At 72.5% G+C, this 19,583-nt stretch carries 12 protein-coding genes; 8 read left to right on the forward strand and 4 right to left on the reverse strand.

The genetic code is table 11. From position 1 onward, the window contains the following. Window positions 1-63: 63 nt before the first annotated feature. The 3 genes from BA175_RS06505 (at window position 64) to BA175_RS06520 (ending at window position 4,365) form a co-directional block, all read left to right on the forward strand. Window positions 64-1,374: an RNA polymerase sigma factor gene (locus tag BA175_RS06505; protein ID WP_079159397.1), complete on the forward strand. Its 1,311-nt coding sequence runs from the start codon at window positions 64-66 to the stop codon at window positions 1,372-1,374. A gap of 199 nt (window positions 1,375-1,573) precedes the next feature. Further along, a complete protein-coding gene (locus tag BA175_RS06510) occupies window positions 1,574-2,920 on the forward strand; it encodes an FAD-binding oxidoreductase (protein ID WP_069170223.1) in 1,347 nt (448 codons plus the stop codon). Between the two features lie 671 nt (window positions 2,921-3,591). Continuing rightward, entirely contained in the window at window positions 3,592-4,365 is a 774-nt protein-coding gene (locus BA175_RS06520) for an SDR family oxidoreductase (protein WP_069170225.1), read from the forward strand. A 462-nt stretch (window positions 4,366-4,827) separates the two neighbouring features. Here BA175_RS06520 and BA175_RS06525 read toward each other — a convergent pair whose 3' ends face one another. The 4 genes from BA175_RS06525 to BA175_RS06540 all read right to left on the reverse strand — a co-directional run bounded on the left by BA175_RS06525 (window position 4,828) and on the right by BA175_RS06540 (window position 9,564). Continuing rightward, window positions 4,828-6,087, reverse strand: a complete 1,260-nt coding sequence (locus BA175_RS06525) for an acyl-CoA dehydrogenase family protein (protein WP_069170226.1) — start codon at window positions 6,085-6,087, stop codon at window positions 4,828-4,830. An 11-nt stretch (window positions 6,088-6,098) separates the two neighbouring features. After that, window positions 6,099-7,433, reverse strand: coding sequence for a condensation domain-containing protein (locus BA175_RS06530; protein WP_069170227.1), 1,335 nt, complete (start codon window positions 7,431-7,433; stop codon window positions 6,099-6,101). Between the two features lie 661 nt (window positions 7,434-8,094). Next, entirely contained in the window at window positions 8,095-8,937 is an 843-nt protein-coding gene (locus BA175_RS06535; protein WP_069170228.1) for an SAM-dependent methyltransferase, read from the reverse strand. Between the two features lie 249 nt (window positions 8,938-9,186). Then, window positions 9,187-9,564, reverse strand: coding sequence for a YciI family protein (locus BA175_RS06540; protein ID WP_069170229.1), 378 nt, complete (start codon window positions 9,562-9,564; stop codon window positions 9,187-9,189). 407 nt (window positions 9,565-9,971) lie between these two features. On the opposite strand from BA175_RS06540, the gene BA175_RS06545 reads away from it, so the two are divergent. The 5 genes from BA175_RS06545 (at window position 9,972) to BA175_RS06565 (ending at window position 19,579) form a co-directional block, all read left to right on the forward strand. Then, on the forward strand, window positions 9,972-11,207 hold the full coding sequence (locus BA175_RS06545; RefSeq protein WP_069170230.1) for a cytochrome P450 family protein: 1,236 nt from the start codon (window positions 9,972-9,974) through the stop codon (window positions 11,205-11,207). A gap of 269 nt (window positions 11,208-11,476) precedes the next feature. Further along, on the forward strand, window positions 11,477-14,653 hold the full coding sequence (locus BA175_RS06550; RefSeq protein WP_069170231.1) for a non-ribosomal peptide synthetase: 3,177 nt from the start codon (window positions 11,477-11,479) through the stop codon (window positions 14,651-14,653). 20 nt (window positions 14,654-14,673) lie between these two features. Next, entirely contained in the window at window positions 14,674-16,293 is a 1,620-nt protein-coding gene (gene cmdF / locus BA175_RS06555) for a tyrosine 2,3-aminomutase (protein ID WP_069170232.1), read from the forward strand. Window positions 16,294-16,347: 54 nt separating this feature from the next. Next, window positions 16,348-17,877, forward strand: a complete 1,530-nt coding sequence (locus BA175_RS06560; RefSeq protein ID WP_069170233.1) for a 4-hydroxyphenylacetate 3-hydroxylase family protein — start codon at window positions 16,348-16,350, stop codon at window positions 17,875-17,877. Between the two features lie 337 nt (window positions 17,878-18,214). Continuing rightward, window positions 18,215-19,579, forward strand: coding sequence for an FAD-binding oxidoreductase (locus BA175_RS06565; protein WP_069170234.1), 1,365 nt, complete (start codon window positions 18,215-18,217; stop codon window positions 19,577-19,579). Window positions 19,580-19,583: the final 4 nt, after the last annotated feature.

Here is a 19,583-nt window from a genome sequence, read left to right on the forward strand (position 1 = left end):
CGGGCATCTCAACGTGTGCGCACTTGCCCGGGCACCCGGATGACCCGCATATAGAATGAGCCGGTGCGTTCCGATCAACGCCTGGAAAACCTCCTCGCGGAACTGCGGCCCTCGGTCCTCGGCGCCCTGGTCCGGCGCCACGGGCAGTTCGACGGCTGCGAAGACGCGGTCCAGGAAGCACTCGTGGCCGCTGCCACCCAGTGGCCGGCCCAAGGCGTCCCGGACAACCCGCGAGCCTGGCTCCTGACCGTCGCCGGACGCCGCCTCACCGACCACCTGCGCAGCGACCGGGCCCGCCGCACCCGCGAGGTCACCGTCGCCTCGATGGCGCTGCCCCAGGCATCGGTGACCCCACCCCCCGACGAAGACCTGGTCTCCGTCGACGACGACACCCTGATGCTCCTGTTCCTGTGCTGCCACCCGGCGCTGACCCCGCCCTCACAAGTAGCACTGACCCTGCGCGCCGTCGGCGGCCTGACCACCGAGGAGATCGCCCGCGCCTTCATGGTCCCGCAGGCCTCCATGAGCCGCCGCATCTCCCGCGCCAAACAGCAGATCAAGGACGCCGGCATGACCTTCCGCATGCCGCCGGAACCCGAACGCCCCGACCGCACCCGCGCGGTCCTGCACGTCCTCTACCTCATCTTCAACGAGGGGTACACCGCCACCACCGGACCCGACCTGCTGCGCCCGGACCTGACCGCCGAAGCCATCCGGCTCACCCGCCAGGCCCACCGCGTCCTGCCGGACAACGGCGAGGTCACCGGCCTGCTGGCGCTGATGCTCCTCACCGAAGCACGCCGCCCGGCCCGCACCCTGGCCGACGGCACCCTCGTCCCGATGGCCGAGCAGGACCGCTCCCGGTGGAACGGCGACCTCGCCGAGGAGGGCCTGGCCCTGGTCGTCGAAGCACTGGCCCGCCCCGGCATCGGCCTCTACCGCCTGCAGGCCGCCATCGCCGCGGTGCACGTCGAGACACCGGAAGGCGGCGAGACCGACTGGCTGCAGATCCTGGCCCTGTACGACCTGCTGGAGCAGATCGCGCCCGGCTCCGCGGTGCGCCTGAACCGCGCGGTGGCGATGGCGATGGTCAAGGGCCCCCGCGAGGGCCTGCGACTGCTGGAACCGCTGGAACAGGACCGCTGGATGACCGCCAGCCACCGGCTCAGCGCGGTGCGGGCGTACCTCCTGGAGATGGACGGCGGCCTGGACAGGGCACGAGAGGAGTACCGGACCGCGGCACGGCAGGCCGCAAGCGGACCGGAGCAGCGGTTCCTCATGGAACAGGCGCAGCGGGTGGGGGCGGCACTGGAGAACGGGGCGGGGCGGGGGAGCGCGGCCGGCCGGGTGCCGGCGGACGGCGACCGGGGCTGACACCACGTCACCCAAGGGGCCACGGGCCCACGACCGGCAGCAGGCGAGCGGTTGCGGTCCGACCGCCACCGGGGCGGTCCGGGGCCGGGCGTCTTCGAGCGTGCGCCGCTGCGGCCGAGCACTCTGAACGATGCCCGGGCGACCGCCCGGCTCGCACCCTGAGAGGCAGAACCGCAACGGACCATCACAAGGGGAGTCCATGCCCGACACCGCGCCCCTCGCCTTCCCGGGCGACCCCGCCTACGACGCCGCCACCCACGTGTTCAACCTCGCCGGCCCCGCACGCCCCGCCGCCGCGCTCACCGCCACCGGCCCGGACGACGTGCGGGCCGCCATCCGCCATGCGTCGGCGCACGGCCGGGGCGTCCGCCTCCACACCACGGGCCACTCCGCCGGCGCAGCCACCCCGATGACCGGCGCCCTGCTGATCCGCCCCCTCCTGTCCGGCGGCGTCGAGATCGACCCCGACCGCCGTCTGGCCCGCATCCCCGCGGGCACGCCCTGGAGCGCCGTCGTCCACGCCGCCGCACCCCACGGCCTCGCCGCACCCCACGGCACCTCGGGCACCGTCGGCGCCATCGGCTACCTGCTGCACGGAGGGGTGAGCCTCTACGGCCGCACACTCGGCCTGGCCGCCAACCACATCCGCAGCATCGAGCTCATCACCGCAGACGGAGACACGCGCCGCGTCAGCGCCGGCGAGGACCCCGAACTCTTCTGGGCCCTACGCGGCGGAGGAGGCGGCTTCGGCGTCGTCACCGCCGTCGAGATCGAGCTCTTCCCGGTACCCGAACTCGTCGCCGGAGCCGCCTTCTGGCGCTGGGAGCACGCCGAGGCCGTGGTCGGCACCTGGTACGACTGGACACTGCACGCACCCCAGGAGGTCTCCACCTCCCTGCGCGTGATGAACCTGCCGGACCTGCCGGAGATCCCGCCGATGCTCAAGGGCGGACCGGTGGTGTGCGTCGCCGGCGTCGCCCTGGCGGCCGCCCCCGCACGCGACCTGCTGGACCCACTGCGCAAGACCGGCGAACCGGTGCTCGACACCTGGCAGGACTGCGGTCCCGAACTGGTCCCGGACGTCCACATGGACCCCGACGAACCCGGCACCTTCATCGGCGACCACCTCCTGCTCGCCGAGCCGGGCCGCGAAGGAATCGCCGCGTTCCTGCGGATGACCGGCGAAGGCTCAGGCTCCCCCCTGATCGCCGCCGAACTGCGCCAGCTCGGCGGACGCATGGCCGTCGCCGCCCCGGACGGCGGCGCGCTGAACCGCCTGGACGCGCGCCTGGCCTACATGGGCGCCGGCGTCCCCGAACTGCGCGGCACACCGCAGGAGATCGTCGAACACTGCGACCGGGTACGCGCCGCCCTGGGCCCGTGGGACACGGGCCGCACCGCGCCCGGTTTCGTGAAGGGCCTGGACCGCCCACGCGGGCACCTGTCCGAAGCCGATGTCCGGGCGGTCGAGCGGATCCGGGCGCGCGTGGACCCCGACGGCCTGTTCCGGGGCGACGCGATGCCGGAGACCCTGATCGCGCCCTGACATCGGCACGCACGAAGACGCCCGGAGCCTCGCCCCCTGCGATCGTCGAAGACATGCCCCAGGTGATCGCGGACATCTCCGCCTCCCCGACGGCTTCATCGCCGGCCCCGACGACAACCCCGGCCGCCGCCACGCACCGGGCGCCGGCGGCGAACGCCCCCACCGATGACTCCGCGCGCTCGGCACCGGCGCTCCCGAGCCGGGCACCAGGGCGGCGACCGGGCGTGGCCGCCTGCCGCACGGGCGAGCTCTTCACCCGCACCGGGCCCGCCGTCGTCGGCCGGCGCAGGTTCGACGACGACGAGCAGGCGTGGGACGACGAACCACCCTTCCACGCACCGGTCCTCCTCGCCTCACACCGGCCGCTGCCGCCGCGCCCGATGCCCGGCGCCACCCACTTCGCGCTCGTCACCGGCGGCGTCACGAAGGCCGTCGGGCGGACCGCCGGGGCAGGCCGTCGCAGCGGCCGGAGCCCAGGGCGAGGACCTGGCGGTGAGAGGCGGCGGACCGGTGACCGCCGCCCCGGCCGCCGCTGCGCCGGACGAACCACGCCCGCCCGTCGTGCCGGTGCCGCCCGGTGGCGGCGGCCCACTGCCGGAGACGCACGTGGAGCTGCCGTGCGACGAGACCCATGTATTCCCTCGCGTTCTCCCACAGGAAGGAAGGCACAGATGCTCTCCGACAAGGTGATGCTGGTGACCGGCGTCGGCCCCGGACTCGGCCGCGAGATCGCGGTCCGCGGCGCCGCGGCCGGAGCCGACGTGGTCCTGGCTGCCCGCACCGGGACGGTCCTGACATCGGTGGCCGCCGAGGTCGAGTCCCACGGCCGCCGGGCACTGGCGGTCCCCACCGACATCCTCGACCCCGGCGCCTGCCGAGCCCTGACCGAGCGTGCCCTGGACACCTTCGGCCGGGTGGACGTGTTCGTCAGCAACGCCTTCGCACCCCCGGCGATGGGCGACCTGGCGACGATGGACCTGGACGCCGTGCGCGCCTCGCTGGAGACCGACGCCCTGGCCGCCCTGCGCATGGTCCAGCTCCTCGCGCCGACCCTCGGCGCACACGCGGGTTCGGTCGTGATGGTCAGCTCGGCGGTGGTCCACCACTCCCGCCCCCACTTCGGCGCCTACAAGGCCTCGAAATCGGCGCTGCACTCCCTGGCCGGCAGCCTGGCCACCGAGCTCGGCCCGAGCGGCGTCCGGGTCAACACCGTGGTGCCCAACTACATCTGGACCCAAGGACTCAAGGACTGGTTCGCGATGCAGGCCGCCGAACAGGGGGTGACGCTGCAGGACGTCTACGCCCGGACCGCGGCCGCCTCCGACCTGCGCCGGCTGCCCGACCCGGGCGACGTCGCCAACGCGGTGCTCTACCTGGCCTCGGACCTGGCCAGGGCGATCACCGGACAGAGCCTCAACGTCGACGCGGGCGAATTCCACTCCTGACAACGCCTCACACCATCCCGCCGAAAACACCCCGGAAGACCGTGAGGTGACGGTCCGGCCCGCCCCAGCGGGCCGGACCACTCGGCCATGGAACGCGGACGACGAACCCTGCACGCCCCGCGCACCGTTGCCACCGCCGCGACCGGAGCTGCCGCCCGGGGCCGGTGACGGGCGGGCCGGCCCCCGGCACCGGCGGGGTCCACGTGACGGCACAGGCCGTTCCAGGCCCGGCCTTCGAAAGGCCCGGCCCCCGGCCCCCGGCCCCCCACCACCCGGGCCCCCGGCCGAGGGCCGTGCCCGCACCGCCCGTACCGCCCACCCCGACCTCACGGACACCGCCCACTCCGCCCGGACCGGCCGGCGGTACGGGACCCCGGCGAACACCGCCCGGACCCCGCACCCCCCTCCTCGCACGGGAAGCGGCGCAACGGCTCCCCCCACCGCCCGGGCACGGGCAAAGGACTACGCGTCCGGTGCGGCCCGGCCACGCAAGCTCGCCAGCCTCAGCTGGGCGAACCCACGGTTGGCCACCGTCGTGAGCAGCACCGCGGAGCTGGCATGCGTACGCCCGGTGGACAGGTCGCGCCAGACCCGCTCCAAACGGGTCCCCTCACGTACCGCAGGGCTGCCGGCCGTCGGCTGGAGAATCTCGTCGACCGCCCGCCAGGCCAGATCCGTGGCCTCCCGGCAGGTGATCGCGATCCGCACGTCCTCCTCGGCAGTGAACGCCCCGACCGGCAGCCCGGACAGCTCGTGCCAGCGCCGCGACGCCGCGAGAACCAGCGTCTCGGCAGCGTCGATCATGCCGCTGGCCTTCCCGTACCAGAGCTGGAAATCGGGATCCTCCGCCCGGGGCAGGAACGGCGGGACGATCGTCGTGCGGGAGAACATCAGCTCCGTGTACGCGTCGAGCGCGCCCTGGCACATGCCGACCGCGATGTGCGCACCCTCCAGAGCCATCGAACTCGCCGGTGCGCCCCCGTACTGCGGATGCGCGTGCAACGCGCGCCCCGGGGTGCCCTCGGTCACCGAGATCTCCTCGAAATTGACCTCGATGCCGAAGTGATCGGGAATGCGCCCCCCGCGGATCCGGATGCTGTGCGAACCGCTGCCCTTGAGACCCAGCTGCCCGCCCCAGTCGTCGAGCATCTCCCACTGGTCGCGTGGCGCGATGAACAGCAGCCGGCGCGGCGGATTCGCATCGTCCCCGGCGATCACGGTGTTACCGATCAGGTGGGTCGCGTACGGCGCCCCGGAGCAGTACCTCCACACACCGTCCAGGATCCAGCCGCCGTCCTGCGCACGCGTGGCCGTCCCGTACGGGGCATTGACGAGCGGCGCGATGAAGTCGCCACCGGCGAAGATCTCCTCCTGCGCCTTCTCCTCGAACATGCTGGCCGCGAACAGCGAGTGCGCGGCCCCCAGGCAGAACATCCAGCCCGTGGACGGGCAGGCCCGGCACAGGACCATCGCCACCTGCAGCAACGTGTCGAAGCCGAACTCGTGACCGCCGTACCGCTTGGGCACCGTGATGCGGTAGAAACCGGCGTCCCGGAACGCCCGATGGGTGTCCTCGGCGTAGAAGGTACGCTGCTCCGTCTCCTGCTGGCGCGCCACCAGGGCGGGCACCATCGCCTTGGCCCGCTCGATCAGCACCGCCGGGGTGACGTCGGCATCGGACAGCACGGCCGCGCCCCGCGCGGTGTTCTCGTCGTCGGTCATGGCGCCGGCCCTCAGAGCGCCGCGTCCGGACCGGCGAGCATGTCGCCGATCACCTCGAGGAACCCGGCAGCCTGATCGCCGACCTCGGCCTGCTCGAAGAGATGACGGCTGAAGCTGAGCCCGCCGACCACCTCGGAATCGCTCAGGTGCATCGACCAGATCATGCCGTCCGGAGTGTCGGAGCCGAGCGGCTGCGGGATGACCCGCCGCCAGATCGCCGTGTACTCGAGGTCCCCGATCCGCTCACCCTGCGTCAGATAGGGCGGCTGAACGGCCTGGAACAGGGTCGGCACCGCATCCGGACCGGCCGACGACATCAGCTCGGGCGCCTCGGCCAGGATGTGCAGCAACGGCAGCTCGTGCGAGAACGCGCCGACGCAGGCCTTCCTGGTACGGGCGACGACATCACGGAAGGTCCGGCACCCCTCCAGATCCACCCGCAGCGGGGTGAAGTTGAAGAACGACCCGACCGTGGACTGGAAGCGGTGCTCGCGCCCCGGCGTGAACGTGGGCACCACGAGGTCCGTCGCCCCGGTACGGCGGTTCACGAAGACGGCGAACGCCGCGAGCAGCACCATGAACGGCGAGCTGCGCGTCTCCTTGGCCAGCCGGGACACCTGCGCCCCCAGATCCGCGTCGGTGGCGAACCGGTGATAACTCGTCGCGGGCGACTGCCCGGTGGGATGCACCGGCGCGACCAGGATCCGGGCGCCCTCCAGCGTCTCGCGCCAGTACGCCCGTGAAGCGGCCACCGCCGCCCCCCCGGCCTCCTCCTGCTGCGCGACGACGTAGTCCCGGTACTGGGCCACCTCCGGCAGCCGCGGCTCCTCACCGGCCGCGCGAGCCGTGTAGCACTGCGCCAGATCCCGCAGGATCACCTGGATCGACCAGACGTCGGCCGCGCTGTGGTGGGCGCACAGCACCAGAACGGAGTCCTGCTCGTCGAAGCGGCCCAGAACCGCCCGCAGCAACGGCACCCGGTCGGCCGGGAACGACCGGGTCTCCGCCTGGATCATGAGCTGCTCGGCCCGCCGGTCCCGGTCCGCGCCCGGCGGCTCCTCCAGGTCCACCAGCTCCAGCTCCGGCTGCACGGCGGGCAGCACACTCTGCGCACCCCCGTCCTCCAGACGCACCACGGTGCGCAGCGCCTCATGCCGCTCGACCACATCGGCCAACGCCGCACGCATGGCCTCCACGTCGACGTGGCCCTGGACCCGCCACGCGAAGACCTCCGTGTAGTGCGGCCCGAACGGCCCGGTCCTGAACCCCTGGGCGAACATGCAGAGAAACTGCTGCTGCAGTGAGAGCGCCGTGGTTGCCTGCGGGGACTGCGAAGTCGTGGTCATGGGATCTCTCCTCAGAAAAGGCGGACGCTGCCGTTGTTCGAGGGCGTCGATCAGCGTGTCGGGTAACGAGTTCGGCGGCGACCGGGGCCATACCGACCACACCCCGCCGACCGCGGCCGGCCGGCACACCGTGCATGCCAGGCCGGGAGGACCATCGGGTTCCTCGCGACCGGCGAGAGGGCCGGGCACTGCGCACGTCCGTCACGAACGCAACGGCCGGCCCCAGCAGTTCGCACCGTGGACGACACCGGCACGACCAGGCGCGACGGCTGGTCCGGCGCACGGCCACCTGGCCGCGTCTCGATTCTCATCACCGCTTCGAGTGCCGCGCATCTTCGTGATTGCGCCCCGGCCCACCGCCACGGCCGGCAGCCGCGACCGCAGGAGGACCACTGCCCCCGCGCACACCCTGACCGACCTGCGCCACACCGGCACCGACTGCCTCAGCCCGAGGAGTACGCACGCGACACCGTCGGCTCACAGGGCCTGCGGGCGGTGAAGGACCGAGGGCCGGGCGCCGGGGCGGAACCCCCACGCGCACACCGCCGCGCCGGAGCCGGCCCCACCCCGCGGCGAGCTGCCCGCCACCGGGGCCGGCGACCCGCCGCACGCCGGCCCCCCACCCCGCCCGGCCCGCACACCCCTGCCGCGTCCCGGCAGGTCAGTTCCCGGGTTTCCGGACGGTGATCACCGCATAGCCGATCCGGTCGGCCCCCGGCGCGAAGAAATCCTCCAGCGTCTGCCGGAGCCCGTCCACGGCCACCTCACCGAACCGGCCGGCCAGCTCCTCACGCCGCGTATCCACGGCATGCAGGTACTTGGGGCCCATCCCGAACACCCGCGGCCCGCACTGCAGGTACTCCGCCGGCTCGAACCCGGCCTCCCGCAACGTCTGAAGCCACTCGGCCACCGACAGCATCCGCCTCGCCCCGAAGCCGGCCGCGAACCGGCCGGCCTCCTCGGCACCGAGCCCCTCCCGGGTGGGCTCCGTCAAGGACAGCAGCCCGCCGGGGCGCATCGCCCGGTACAGGCCGGCGAGCGTACGCCCGAGGTCATCGACGTAGACGAGGGACTCCATCGCCACGACCGCGTCGAAGGCGCCCTCCGGGAAGTCCAGCGCACCGTAGTCCCCGACCCGGAACGTGACCTGGCCGGCCAGCCCCGCCGCCCGGACCCGGGCCCGCGCCTCGGCCACCTGGCGGGTGCTGATGTTGACGCCGGTGACCCGCACCCCGTACTCGGTGGCCAGCTGGATGGCCGGCGCCCCCAGACCACACCCGACGTCCAGGACCTGGTCACCCTCGCGCAGCCACAGCGAATCCGCCACTTTGCGGGTCAGCCGCTGCGCCGCCTCGATCAGCGGAGCCTCGTCCTCCTCGCCGTACCAGTACGCCAGATGCACCTGGCCGTCGTTGAACACATTCGACATGTCGGACGACTCGTCGAACATCTCCGCGATCTCGTCCGTCCCCGGCGTCCGGCCGGCGGTCGTCGCGCTCTCCATGGCGTCTCCTCTCCCGCGGGGACCAGATCCACCGAGCCCTGCCCCAGAGTCGCAGCGGCCACCGGGGCAGGCATCTTCCTGCGTGCGCGCCCACCGCGACGACGACACCGGCCACCCGCCCCGTCCCGTGCCGGTGGCACGCCCACGGCACGGGACGGGGCACCCGGCGGGGCCGGGCCGCCGCCCCGGCCGTGTCACAGCGCGCCGCCCCCGGCTCCGGACGGGAGCCGGGGGCGGCGCGCACCCCGTTCAGGCGCCGCCGTCGGGCTTCGGCGCGAATCCGTCATGCGCGACCGGCCACATCTCGACCGGACTCCCGCTCGCCCACGGCATGTCCGCCGCGATCTCGCGGGCCCGCTCGGCCGACTCCACCTCCAGGAGGTAGAGGCTGCAGACGAACTCCTTGGCCTCCAGATACGGGCCGTCGGTGGAGAACGGGGCACCGTCCTTGTTCCGCACCAGCGACGCCTCGCTCCTGTCCCCGAGGCCATAGGCCGCGAGCAGCTCCCCGGTAGCCCGGTAGCGGGAGTTCCAGGCGTCCTGCGCCGCGATCTCCTTGTCCATGACCTCGGCCGGGATCGACGCCCACTTCTCCTCGTTGCCGTAGATCATGAGCAGGTACTTCATGTCAGCCCTCAGCCTCCTCGGGCCCCACGCGCGACGACCCGGACGAATATGTGAAGTCCGGTGGAAGTTGATCGGCCGGATCACGCTACTCACCGTACGAAAGGCCACTGTACGAGATCCGGCCACCACACCCGGGGTCCGCGCAGGGCGTGCCGGTACACCGTGCGCACCCCGGCAACCTGCGGCTTGAACGTGACCCCGGCACGGCCGGAGACCGGTCGCGGCGACGAGCCGGCCACGACACGCTCCGCCCGGGACCCACACACCGGGACGACGCCCCCCACCGGAGCCACCGCGACCGGCCCGCCCGGCGGGAACCCGGGTCCGCACCGTGGAAGACGCCCGCCACGACGCCCACGGACACCATAGGAGCCACCGGTACCAACCCGCGCTCACAGGAGGCAGATGTGGACGACGAGCCGCTCATCGTCATCGATCCGGCCGGCACCGACATCCACGGCGAGGCGACCCGGATCCGGGCCCGCGGGCCGGTCACCCGGGTACTGCTGCCAGGCGGAGTCGAGGCCTGGTCGGTGACCGGCTACCACGCCGCCCGGCAGGTCCTGGCGGACGAGCGGTTCGCCAAGAACGCCCGCCGGCACTGGCCGGCCTACACCGAAGGCACCCTCGGCCCGGACTTCCCCCTGATCGTCTGGGCCCGGATGGACAACATGTCCACCGCCGACGGCGAGCCCCACGCCCGCCAACGCCGCCTCGTCGCCGGGGCGTTCAGCCCAGGGCGGATCGCCATGCTCCGACCGCGGGTCCAGCGGATCGTCACACGCGCGCTGGACGAACTGGCCGACCACGCGGCCGACCGGCCGGGCCGGCCGGTCGACCTCAAGACGCAGTACGCACACCCGGTGGCGGCACGGGTGATCGGCGAACTGCTCGGTGTGCCCGAAGGCGACCCCGACGGCATCCTGGATCGCGCCGGGTACGTCGAGCCGAACCCGCAGAAGGCGGCCGTGGAGTTCGCCTCCCTGCGCAGCAAGATCGAGGCCCTGGTCGCGCACAAACGCCGGGAACCGGGGGAGGACCTGATCAGCGACCTGGTCGCCGCCCAGCCCAGCGGGTGCCCGGTGACCGGGGCGGACAGCGGGTCCGACGCCGAACTGGTCGGCCTGGCACAGCTGATGCTCAACACCGGCGCCGAACCGGCCAGAAACCTCATCACGAACGCCGCGCTCGCGCTCCTGACCCGGCCCGGCCAGCGCACCCTGGCAGAGAGCGGCGAAGTGGACTGGGACGACGTCGTGGAGGAGACCCTGCGCACCGACGCCCCGGTCGCACACCTGCCGTTCCGGTTCGCGACGCAGGACGTCACGATCGGCGGCGTGACCATCTCCCGGGGCGACCCGGTGGTGGTCGGGTACGCCGCGACCGGCCGCGACCCCGAGCTGCACGGCGACGCAGCGGGGGAGTTCGACGCCCGGCACACGGACAAACGGCACGTGGCGTTCGGCCACGGCGTCCACCGGTGCGTCGGCCCGGCACTGACCCGGATGGAGGTGCGCATCGCGATCGAGGAGCTGTTCACACGCTTCTCCCGGCTGCGCCTCGCGGTGGACCCCGGCGAACTCGCCGGCCAGGGCACCTTCATCATGAACGGCCGACGCGAGCTGCCGGTCCACCTCCGATGAGCCCCGCCCCCAGCTGACACAGCGCCACAACCGGCCGCCCCCACCACCCCGGCAACACGGCGGAAGAGGCCGCCGCCGGGCAGGTGAACAGGGCCGGCCGGAACCCCCGGGCCCGCGATCACACCCGCACTCCAGGAGATGCCGCCGGTGGACGCGGATCGCCATTGTGGAGGCAGCAAGCCGCTCGCCGCGCACCGGAGCCCCGACGCGACAGGGCCTGCGGCCCCTTTGAAACCCCCGCACTGCCGAGCGACCGATGGAGGCTGTCCATGACCGACCCCGCGTACCGGCATGCGCCGGCGACCGACGTACAGCAAGGCCTGTGGCTGCTGCGTGCGCTCGGTCAGGAGCCGGCACCGCGAAGCCGGACCTACCGGGTGGTCGGCGACCTGGACGTGACGGCGCTGGCCGCGGCATGGCGGTCCCTCGCGGACCGGCACCCGCAACTGCGGTCGGCACTGGTGCTGCGGGACGGCAAGCCGGCACAAAGGATCTGGACCCGTCCCGGGACGCGGACCTTCCAGCTCCGCGAGGCGGACAGCGCACCCGCCGGCCAGGAGGAGCCACAGCCGGCCGGCAGCGGATCCGACCCGGCCGGCGTGCCGGAAGCACGGATGACGGTCACCCACCGCGGACCGAAGGAGCACCACGTCCGGCTGGAAGTCCCCACCGCCTTCGCCGACGAGGACTTCCTGGACACGCTGATCGAAGAACTGACCGAACTGTGCACCACAGAAACACGACGGACCCCCCACAGCGGAGAAACACCCGCGGAACCCGAACCCCCCGACGCACTGGCCTGGTGGGTCCACACACTGACCCCGCTGCCGAGCGAACTTCCGCTGCCCGCGGACCGTCCACGTCCGGACCGCCCCTCGGGGCGCTGGGGCACGGTCAGCGCCCCGGCCGACCCGGAACTCGGCCACGCCGTCACACACCGCGCCCGAGCCGGCCGCAGCAGCCCGCACATCGTGATGCTCACCGCCTTCCAGATCCTCCTGCACCGCTACACCGGAGGCGACCGGGTCGCAGTCGCCGTACCGGTCCCGCAGGGCAGGACGGGCACAGCCACGAACGTCCTGATCCTGCCGGCCGACATCGAGCCCGGGCACAGCTTCCACGACATCCTCGAGCGCGGCACGGCACTGGCCGCCCAGGCGATGGCCCGGCGAACCGTACCGCTGGCACGCGTCCTCGGAGCGCTGCCGGTCGTCCGCGACGCACGACGCGTCCCCCTGGGCGATGTCGTGTTCGACTACCGGCGAGGGCCCCGGCCGCTCCTGACGATCCCCGGCGCCGTCGTCGAACCCTGCCCCGAACACCGCGGGCCCGCACCGGCCGACCTGGTCCTGCGCATCGACGACAGCGCCGACGGACCGGCCACCACCCTGCTGTACGACGCGGACCAGTTCGAACCGCGGACCGCGCGGATGATCCTGCGCCAGTTCCGTACCCTGCTCCGGCACGCCGCCCGGGCCCCGGACACCACCGTCGGTGAACTGGCCCTCGACAGCCCCGGCGAAACGGCACGCGCCGCCGACGAGAGCGACCGAAGAGCCGACGACGGCGCACCCGGACACACGATCGTCGACACGATCAGCAGCCGCGCCTCGCAGGACCCGGACGCGACAGCCGTCGACGGCCCCGACGGCACGCTCACCTACCGCGCCTTGTACACCACCGCGACACAGGTCGCCCACGACCTGCGGGCCGCCGGGGTACGGGCCGGTGATCCGGTCGTGGTCCGGCTGCCCGTAGGAGTGCGCCAGTACGCCGCCCTGCTCGGCGTGCTGGCGGCCGGCGCACACCTGTGCTGGCTCGGGACCGCCGACAACGGAGACCGCGGCCGGGCCGTCCTCGACGCGCTGAAACCGGCCGCGATCCTGACACCCCCGGGAACGGGAACGACCACGACCCCACAAGCCGCCACCCCGGGCCCCGACCCGCTCCTGGACCACTACCGCACGACCGGCGGCCACCTCGTCACCGTGGCAGAACCCCACCCGGCACCCCACGCCGGCACCCCCGCCCCGCCCCCACCGCCGAACCTCACCGACCGCGCCTACGTCGCCTTCACCTCCGGCACCACCGGCACCCCCAAAGGCATCGCGCACACGCACGCCGCCCTCGCACAGTTCACCGCGTGGATGGCCACCGAGTTCGGCCTCGGCCCCGGCGTACGCGTCGCCCAATGGGTGGCCGCCGAACACGACCCCGCCCTGGCCGAGACGTTCGCAGCGCTCGGATCGGGCGCCACCCTGTGCCCGGTCCCCGAAAAGATCCGCGCCCACCCCGAACGCCTCCTGGACTGGCTGGCCACCGAACGCATCGGCGTACTCCAGACCGTACCCAGCTTCGCCCGCGAACTGCTCCGCGTCCTCACCGAGCGCCGCTCCGCCGAAGAACTGGGCACACTCAGCACCCTGCTGCTGATGGGCGAGGCACTGCCCGGCGAACTCGCCGACGGACTGCTGGCCGCGCTGCCCCTGGTACGCATCGCCAACCTCTACGGCCCCACCGAGACCGTCGCCGCGACCTGGCACCCGGTCCACCGGCGCCCCGCCCACGGCACCGGCGCCCCCCACACCACCCCAGCCGGCACATCGGCGAAACCCGCCACCGCCCCGGTCCCCATCGGCCGCCCCATCCCCGGCCGCGGCATCCTCGTCGTCGACGAAGCGGACCGCCTCTGCCCCGCCGGCGTCACCGGCGAACTGGTCGTCACCGGCCCCTACGTCGCCGACGGCTACCTCGCCGACCACGACCACCCCGCCTTCACCCGCCTCCCGTCCCTCGACACCCCCTGCTACCGCACCGGCGACCTCGCCCGCCGCCGCCCCGACGGCACCCTCGAATACCGCGGCCGCAAGGACAGCCAGATCAAGCTCTACGGCAGCCGACTGGAACTCACCGACGTCGAAGCGGCCCTGGCCGGCCACCCCACCGTCGCCGACTGCGCCGTCGTCGCCGGCGCCGACCGCGACGGCCTGGCCGCCCGCCTGGTGATCTGCGTCGTCCCCCACCACTCACCCGACGGCACACCCCACGGCTCACCCGGCGAGTGGCGCACCCACCTGCGCCGGCGCTTCGGCCACTCGCTGCTCCCGGCCCTGTACCGCACCCTGGACCGTCTCCCGCGCACCGTCACCGGCAAGGTCGACCGCCCCCGACTGGCGCGCACTGTTGCCGCCGCCGAACGCGACGCGGCGGCCCGGCGCCCCGCGACCGGAACCGAGACGGACCTCGCCGCGATCTGGGCGGACCTGCTCGGCACGCCGCCGGCCCACGCCGACCAGAGCTTCTTCGCCCTCGGCGGCACCTCCCTGCTGGTCCCGCCCATGCTGCACCAGGTGCACCGGCGCCTCGCGGCCGACGTGACCGTCCCCCAGTTCTACGCACATCAGAGCCTGGCGGCTCTGGCAGCCCTGGTCGACCGAACCCGATGAACTCCGGTCGACCGAACCCGATGAAGGAGTACCCCGTGCCCACCACCCCCATCAGCGATCCGGCCGTCCTGGACGGCGAGACGCTCGACATCCCTGCCGTGCGCCGCGTGGCCGAACAGCACGCCGAGGTGACACTGACACCCCAGTCGCTGGCCAAGGCCGGCAAGAGCCGCGCCGTGTTCGAGGACGTGGTCCGCGCCGGCACCCCCGTCTACGGCGTCACCACCGGCTACGGCGAGATGATCTACATGCTCGTCGACCCCTCGCGGGAGACCGAACTGCAGACCAACCTCGTCCGCAGCCACAGCGCCGGCGTCGGCCCCTTCTTCCCCCACGACCAGGCACGCGCGATCCTCACCGCACGCCTCAACGCCCTGGCGAAAGGCTACTCGGCGGTCCGGCCGGAGATCCTGGAACGACTGGCCCTGTACCTGAACTCCGACCTGATACCGGCGATCCCGGAGATCGGCTCACTGGGCGCCAGCGGAGACCTGGCCCCGCTGGCGCACGTCGCCTCCACCGTCATCGGTGAGGGCTACTTCCTCGGCCCCGACGGCCCACGGCCGGTGGCCCCGGTGCTCCGCTCGCTCGGGATCACACCGCTGGAACTGAAGTTCAAGGAAGGCCTGGCACTGATCAACGGCACCTCGGCGATGACCGGGCTGGGCGCGCTGATCGTCGACCGGTCCCTGGAACAGGTGCGGCACGCCGAGATCGGCTCGGCGCTGCTGGTGGAAGCGATGCGCGGGTCGATGGGACCCTTCCAGCCCGAAGGCCACGACATCGCCCGCCCGCACCCCGGCCAGATCGACACCGCGGCGAACATGCGGTCCCTGCTGCGCGGCAGCGCGCTCACCGTCGAACACTCCGACCTGCGCCGTCAGGTCGCCGCGGCCAAGGACGACGGGGACGTCACCCGCACCGAGATCTATCTGCAGAAAGCCTATTCGCTGCGGGCCATGCCGCAGGTGCTCGGCAGTGTCCGGGACACCCTCACGCACGCCACCGCCCGCGTGCAGACCGAACTCAACTCCGCGAACGACAACCCCCTGTTCTTCGAGGACCACGAGGTCTTCCACGGCGCGAACTTCCACGGCCAGCCGGTGGCCTTCGTGATGGACTTCACCACGATCGCCCTCACCCAGCTCGGCGTCCTGGCCGAGCGGCAGCTCAACCGGGTCCTCAACCGGCACCTGAGCTACGGCCTGCCGGAGTTCCTGGTAGCCGGCGACCCCGGTCTGAGCAGCGGGTACGCCGGGGCGCAGTATCCGGCCACGGCACTGGTCGCCGAGAACCGGACGATCGGCCCGGCCAGCACCCAGAGCGTGCCGTCCAACGGCGACAACCAGGACATCGTCAGCATGGGCCTGATCGCTGCCCGAAACGCCCGGCGGGTGCTGGCCAACAACCAGTACATCCTGGCCGTGCAGTTCCTGGCCGCCGCCTCGGCCGTGGACGTCTCCGGGCGCTACGACGGCCTGGGACCGGCCGGCCGCGCCACCTACGACGCCGTGCGCTCGCTCGTGCCGCCGCTGAATCAGGACCGGTACATGGCCGACGACATCGAGACCGTCGCCGCCGCCCTGACCCGCGGGGAGTTCATCACCGCCGTCGAGGACTGCGGCGTACAACTGCGCTGACACCGGCGTCCTCCACCCCCGGACCCGGCGGACCGACAGGAAGGCAGGACAGCAATGGCCACTCGGCCGATGACCGGCGAGGAGTACGTGGAAAGCCTTCGCGACGCCCGCGAGGTCTACGTATACGGCGAACGGGTCAAGGACGTCACCACGCACCCGGCGTTCCACAACCCGGTGCGCATGACCGCCCGGCTCTACGACGCCCTGCACGACGACCGCTACCGCGACGTCCTGACCTGCCCGGTCGACGGTGGCGGCGACGGGTACACCCACCGCTTCTTCACCACGCCGCGCAGCGCCGAGGACCTGGTCGCCGCGCAGGGCGCGATCGCGGCCTGGGCCCGGCTCAGCTACGGCTGGATGGGCCGCAGCCCCGACTACAAGGCCTCCTTCCTCGGCACCCTCGGCGCCAACGCCGACTTCTACGGGGACTACGCCGACAACGCCCGGCGCTGGTACCGCGAGTCGCAGGAGAAGGTCCTGTTCTGGAACCACGCCATCGTGCATCCGCCGGTGGACCGGGACCGGCCGCCGGACGAGGTCGCCGACGTGTTCGTGCACGTCGAGGCCGAGACCGACGCGGGACTCGTGGTCAGCGGCGCCAAGGTGGTGGCCACCGGCTCCGCGCTCGCCCACTACAACTTCATCGCGCACTACGGACTGCCGATCCGCAAGCGGGAGTTCGCCCTGGTGGCCACCGTCCCGATGGACGCCCCCGGCGTGAAGCTGATCTGCCGCCCCTCCTACACCGCGACCGCGGCCGTGGCCGGCAGCCCCTTCGACTACCCGCTGTCCTCACGGCTGGACGAGAACGACACGATCCTCGTGATGGACAAGGTGCTGATCCCCTGGGAGAACGTCTTCATCTACGGGGACCTGGGCAAGGTACAGATGTTCACCGCCCGCTCCGGCTTCCCCGAGCGGTTCACCTTCCACGGCTGCATCCGGCTCGCGGTGAAGCTGGAGTTCCTGGCCGGCCTGCTGTCCAAGGCACTGCAGGTCACCGGCGTGCGGGACTTCCGCGGCGTGCAGAGCCGGCTGGGGGAGGTACTGGCCTGGCGGAACCTGTTCTGGGGGCTGGCCGACGCGGCCGCGCGCAACCCGGTGCCGTGGAAGGACGGAGCGGTCCTGCCCAACGGGGACTACGGGATGGCCTACCGGTGGTTCATGCAGGTCGGCTACCCGAGGATCCGGGAGATCATCCTGCAGGACGTGGCCAGCGGGCTGATCTACGTCCCCTCCAGCGCCGAGGACTTCCGCAACCCGCAGACACGGCCCTACCTGGACAAGTACGTCCGCGGCTCCGGCGGGACCACGTCCATGGAGCGGGTCAAACTCATGAAACTGCTGTGGGACGCCATCGGCAGCGAGTTCGGCAGCCGGCACGAACTGTACGAGCGCAACTACTCGGGCAACCACGAGAACACCCGGGTCGAGCTGTACGCGAGCCAACTGGCCTCCGGCCAGCTGGCCGGCTACGAGAAGTTCGCCGAGCAGTGCATGTCCGAGTACGACCTGGACGGCTGGACGGTCCCGGACCTGGAGTCCTTCCCCGACCTCAAGAACCTGATCAACCGGCCCTGACACCACGACGCGCCGGCCGGGGAGCCGCACCGACGGCACGCACGCGCCCTCGCGGCCCGAACTGCCCGGCCGCGCCCACGGCGGCGCGGCCGGGCAGCAGCGCGCGATGTCCGGTTCTCCGGGACGGCTCCGACCCATGGGTGGGAGCGTCCACCCCGGGCGCCCGAACGGTGAGGAGTCCGGAGGACAACCCGCAGGACCGGTCCGAACGATTCCCCCGGGCCGCGGAAACCGGCATGCCGGAGCATGTCCTGATCCGCGCTTCGGCTCCGACCGACAGGTATAGGAAGAGGACAGCGCCGACGGGTGCTGCCCAACGGAAGAAGAGAGAACCCTCATGAACAGCGACGTGGACCCCTCGGACATCGCGTGCCTGCGGGCAGAAGTCACCGGTGAGGTCTTCGTACCGGGCGACCCCGGATACGACGAGCTCACCGATCTGATCGTCCACACCGGGCACCCGGCCGTGATCATCCTGGTCCGCAGCAACCAGGACGTGGCCCGCGGCATAGCTTTCGCGCGCGAGCACGACCTGGAGATCTCCACCCGCAGCGGCGGCCACAGCAACGCCGGCTTCAGCACCAACGTCGGCGGCCTGGTCCTGAACCTGAAGCACCTGAACACCATCGAGGTGGTGGACGAGTCCGAGCGCCTGGTCCGCCTCGGCGCCGGCGCGCAATGGGACCAGGTCGCGGCCGCCCTGCAGCCGCACGGCCTGGCCTTCACCTCCGGCGACACCACCAGCGTGGGCGTCGGCGGCCTGCTGGTCGGCGGCGGCATCGGCTGGCTGGCCCGCAAGTACGGCCTGGCCCTGGACAGCCTCGTGGCCGCGGACGTCGTCACGGCCGACGGCCGCATCCTGACCGCCAGCGCCCAGGAGAACCCGGACCTCTTCTGGGCGATCCGCGGCGGCGGCGGCAACTTCGGCGTGGTGACCTCCTTCACCGTGATGGCACAGCCGGTCTCCCAGGTCTTCTTCGGGCAGATCTCCTTCGCCCCCCAGGAAACCGCCGCCGTCCTGAGCGGCTGGGCGGAGCACATGGACTCCGCACCCGAGGAACTCACCGCCACCGCCATGTGCTGGCCGACCTTCGGCGAGGCCGCCCCGCCCCTGGCCATCATGGTCTGCTACGCCGGCGGGGACGAAGAGGCCGCCAACGCGGCCATCGACCCGATCCGCAAACTCGGCACCGTCGTGGACGACCAGGTCCGCCCGATGCCCTACGGCGAAGCCCTCCAGCCCGCGAGCGACCTTCCCCCGGGCTGGCGCCCGCGCATCCGCAACCGCCTCACCCCGGCCCTCACCGCGGACCTGGCCACCACGATCCTCACCGAGCAGGCCAACCTCGAGAACCTGTACGTCGAGATCCGCAGCATCGGCGGCGCCCTGAACCGGGTACCGCAGCAAGCCACCGCCTTCCCCCACCGCTCCACCCAGGCGATGGTCATGGGCGTACTGCTCGGCTCCCCCGAGGGGAACGAGCCGCTGCTGCCCGCCTACGAGGCGTTCTGGTCCGCGCTGGCCCCCTCGATGTCCGGCGCCTACAGCGGCTTCCTGAGCGACATCCTCCCGGCCGACACCGACGCGGTGTACCCGCAGCAGGTCTACCGGCGGCTGGCGGCCCTCAAGCACGCCTACGACCCCTGCAACGTCTTCCACCTGAACGTCAACGTCCAGCCGGCCGGAGCCGACCAGCACTGACCCC

This window comes from Streptomyces griseus, assembly GCF_001715295.1.
Classification (GTDB): Bacteria; Actinomycetota; Actinomycetes; order Streptomycetales; family Streptomycetaceae; genus Streptomyces; species Streptomyces griseus_G.

Coding starts and splice junctions, on each gene's coding strand:
- BA175_RS06535 (WP_069170228.1), bottom strand. CDS start 8,937: ATGGAGAGCGCGACGACCGCCGGCCGGACGCCGGGGACGGACGAGATC.
- BA175_RS06565 (WP_069170234.1), top strand. CDS start 18,215: ATGAACAGCGACGTGGACCCCTCGGACATCGCGTGCCTGCGGGCAGAA.
- cmdF (WP_069170232.1), top strand. CDS start 14,674: ATGAAGGAGTACCCCGTGCCCACCACCCCCATCAGCGATCCGGCCGTC.
- BA175_RS06530 (WP_069170227.1), bottom strand. CDS start 7,433: ATGACCACGACTTCGCAGTCCCCGCAGGCAACCACGGCGCTCTCACTG.
- BA175_RS06560 (WP_069170233.1), top strand. CDS start 16,348: ATGGCCACTCGGCCGATGACCGGCGAGGAGTACGTGGAAAGCCTTCGC.
- BA175_RS06550 (WP_069170231.1), top strand. CDS start 11,477: ATGACCGACCCCGCGTACCGGCATGCGCCGGCGACCGACGTACAGCAA.
- BA175_RS06520 (WP_069170225.1), top strand. CDS start 3,592: ATGCTCTCCGACAAGGTGATGCTGGTGACCGGCGTCGGCCCCGGACTC.
- BA175_RS06510 (WP_069170223.1), top strand. CDS start 1,574: ATGCCCGACACCGCGCCCCTCGCCTTCCCGGGCGACCCCGCCTACGAC.
- BA175_RS06525 (WP_069170226.1), bottom strand. CDS start 6,087: ATGACCGACGACGAGAACACCGCGCGGGGCGCGGCCGTGCTGTCCGAT.
- BA175_RS06540 (WP_069170229.1), bottom strand. CDS start 9,564: ATGAAGTACCTGCTCATGATCTACGGCAACGAGGAGAAGTGGGCGTCG.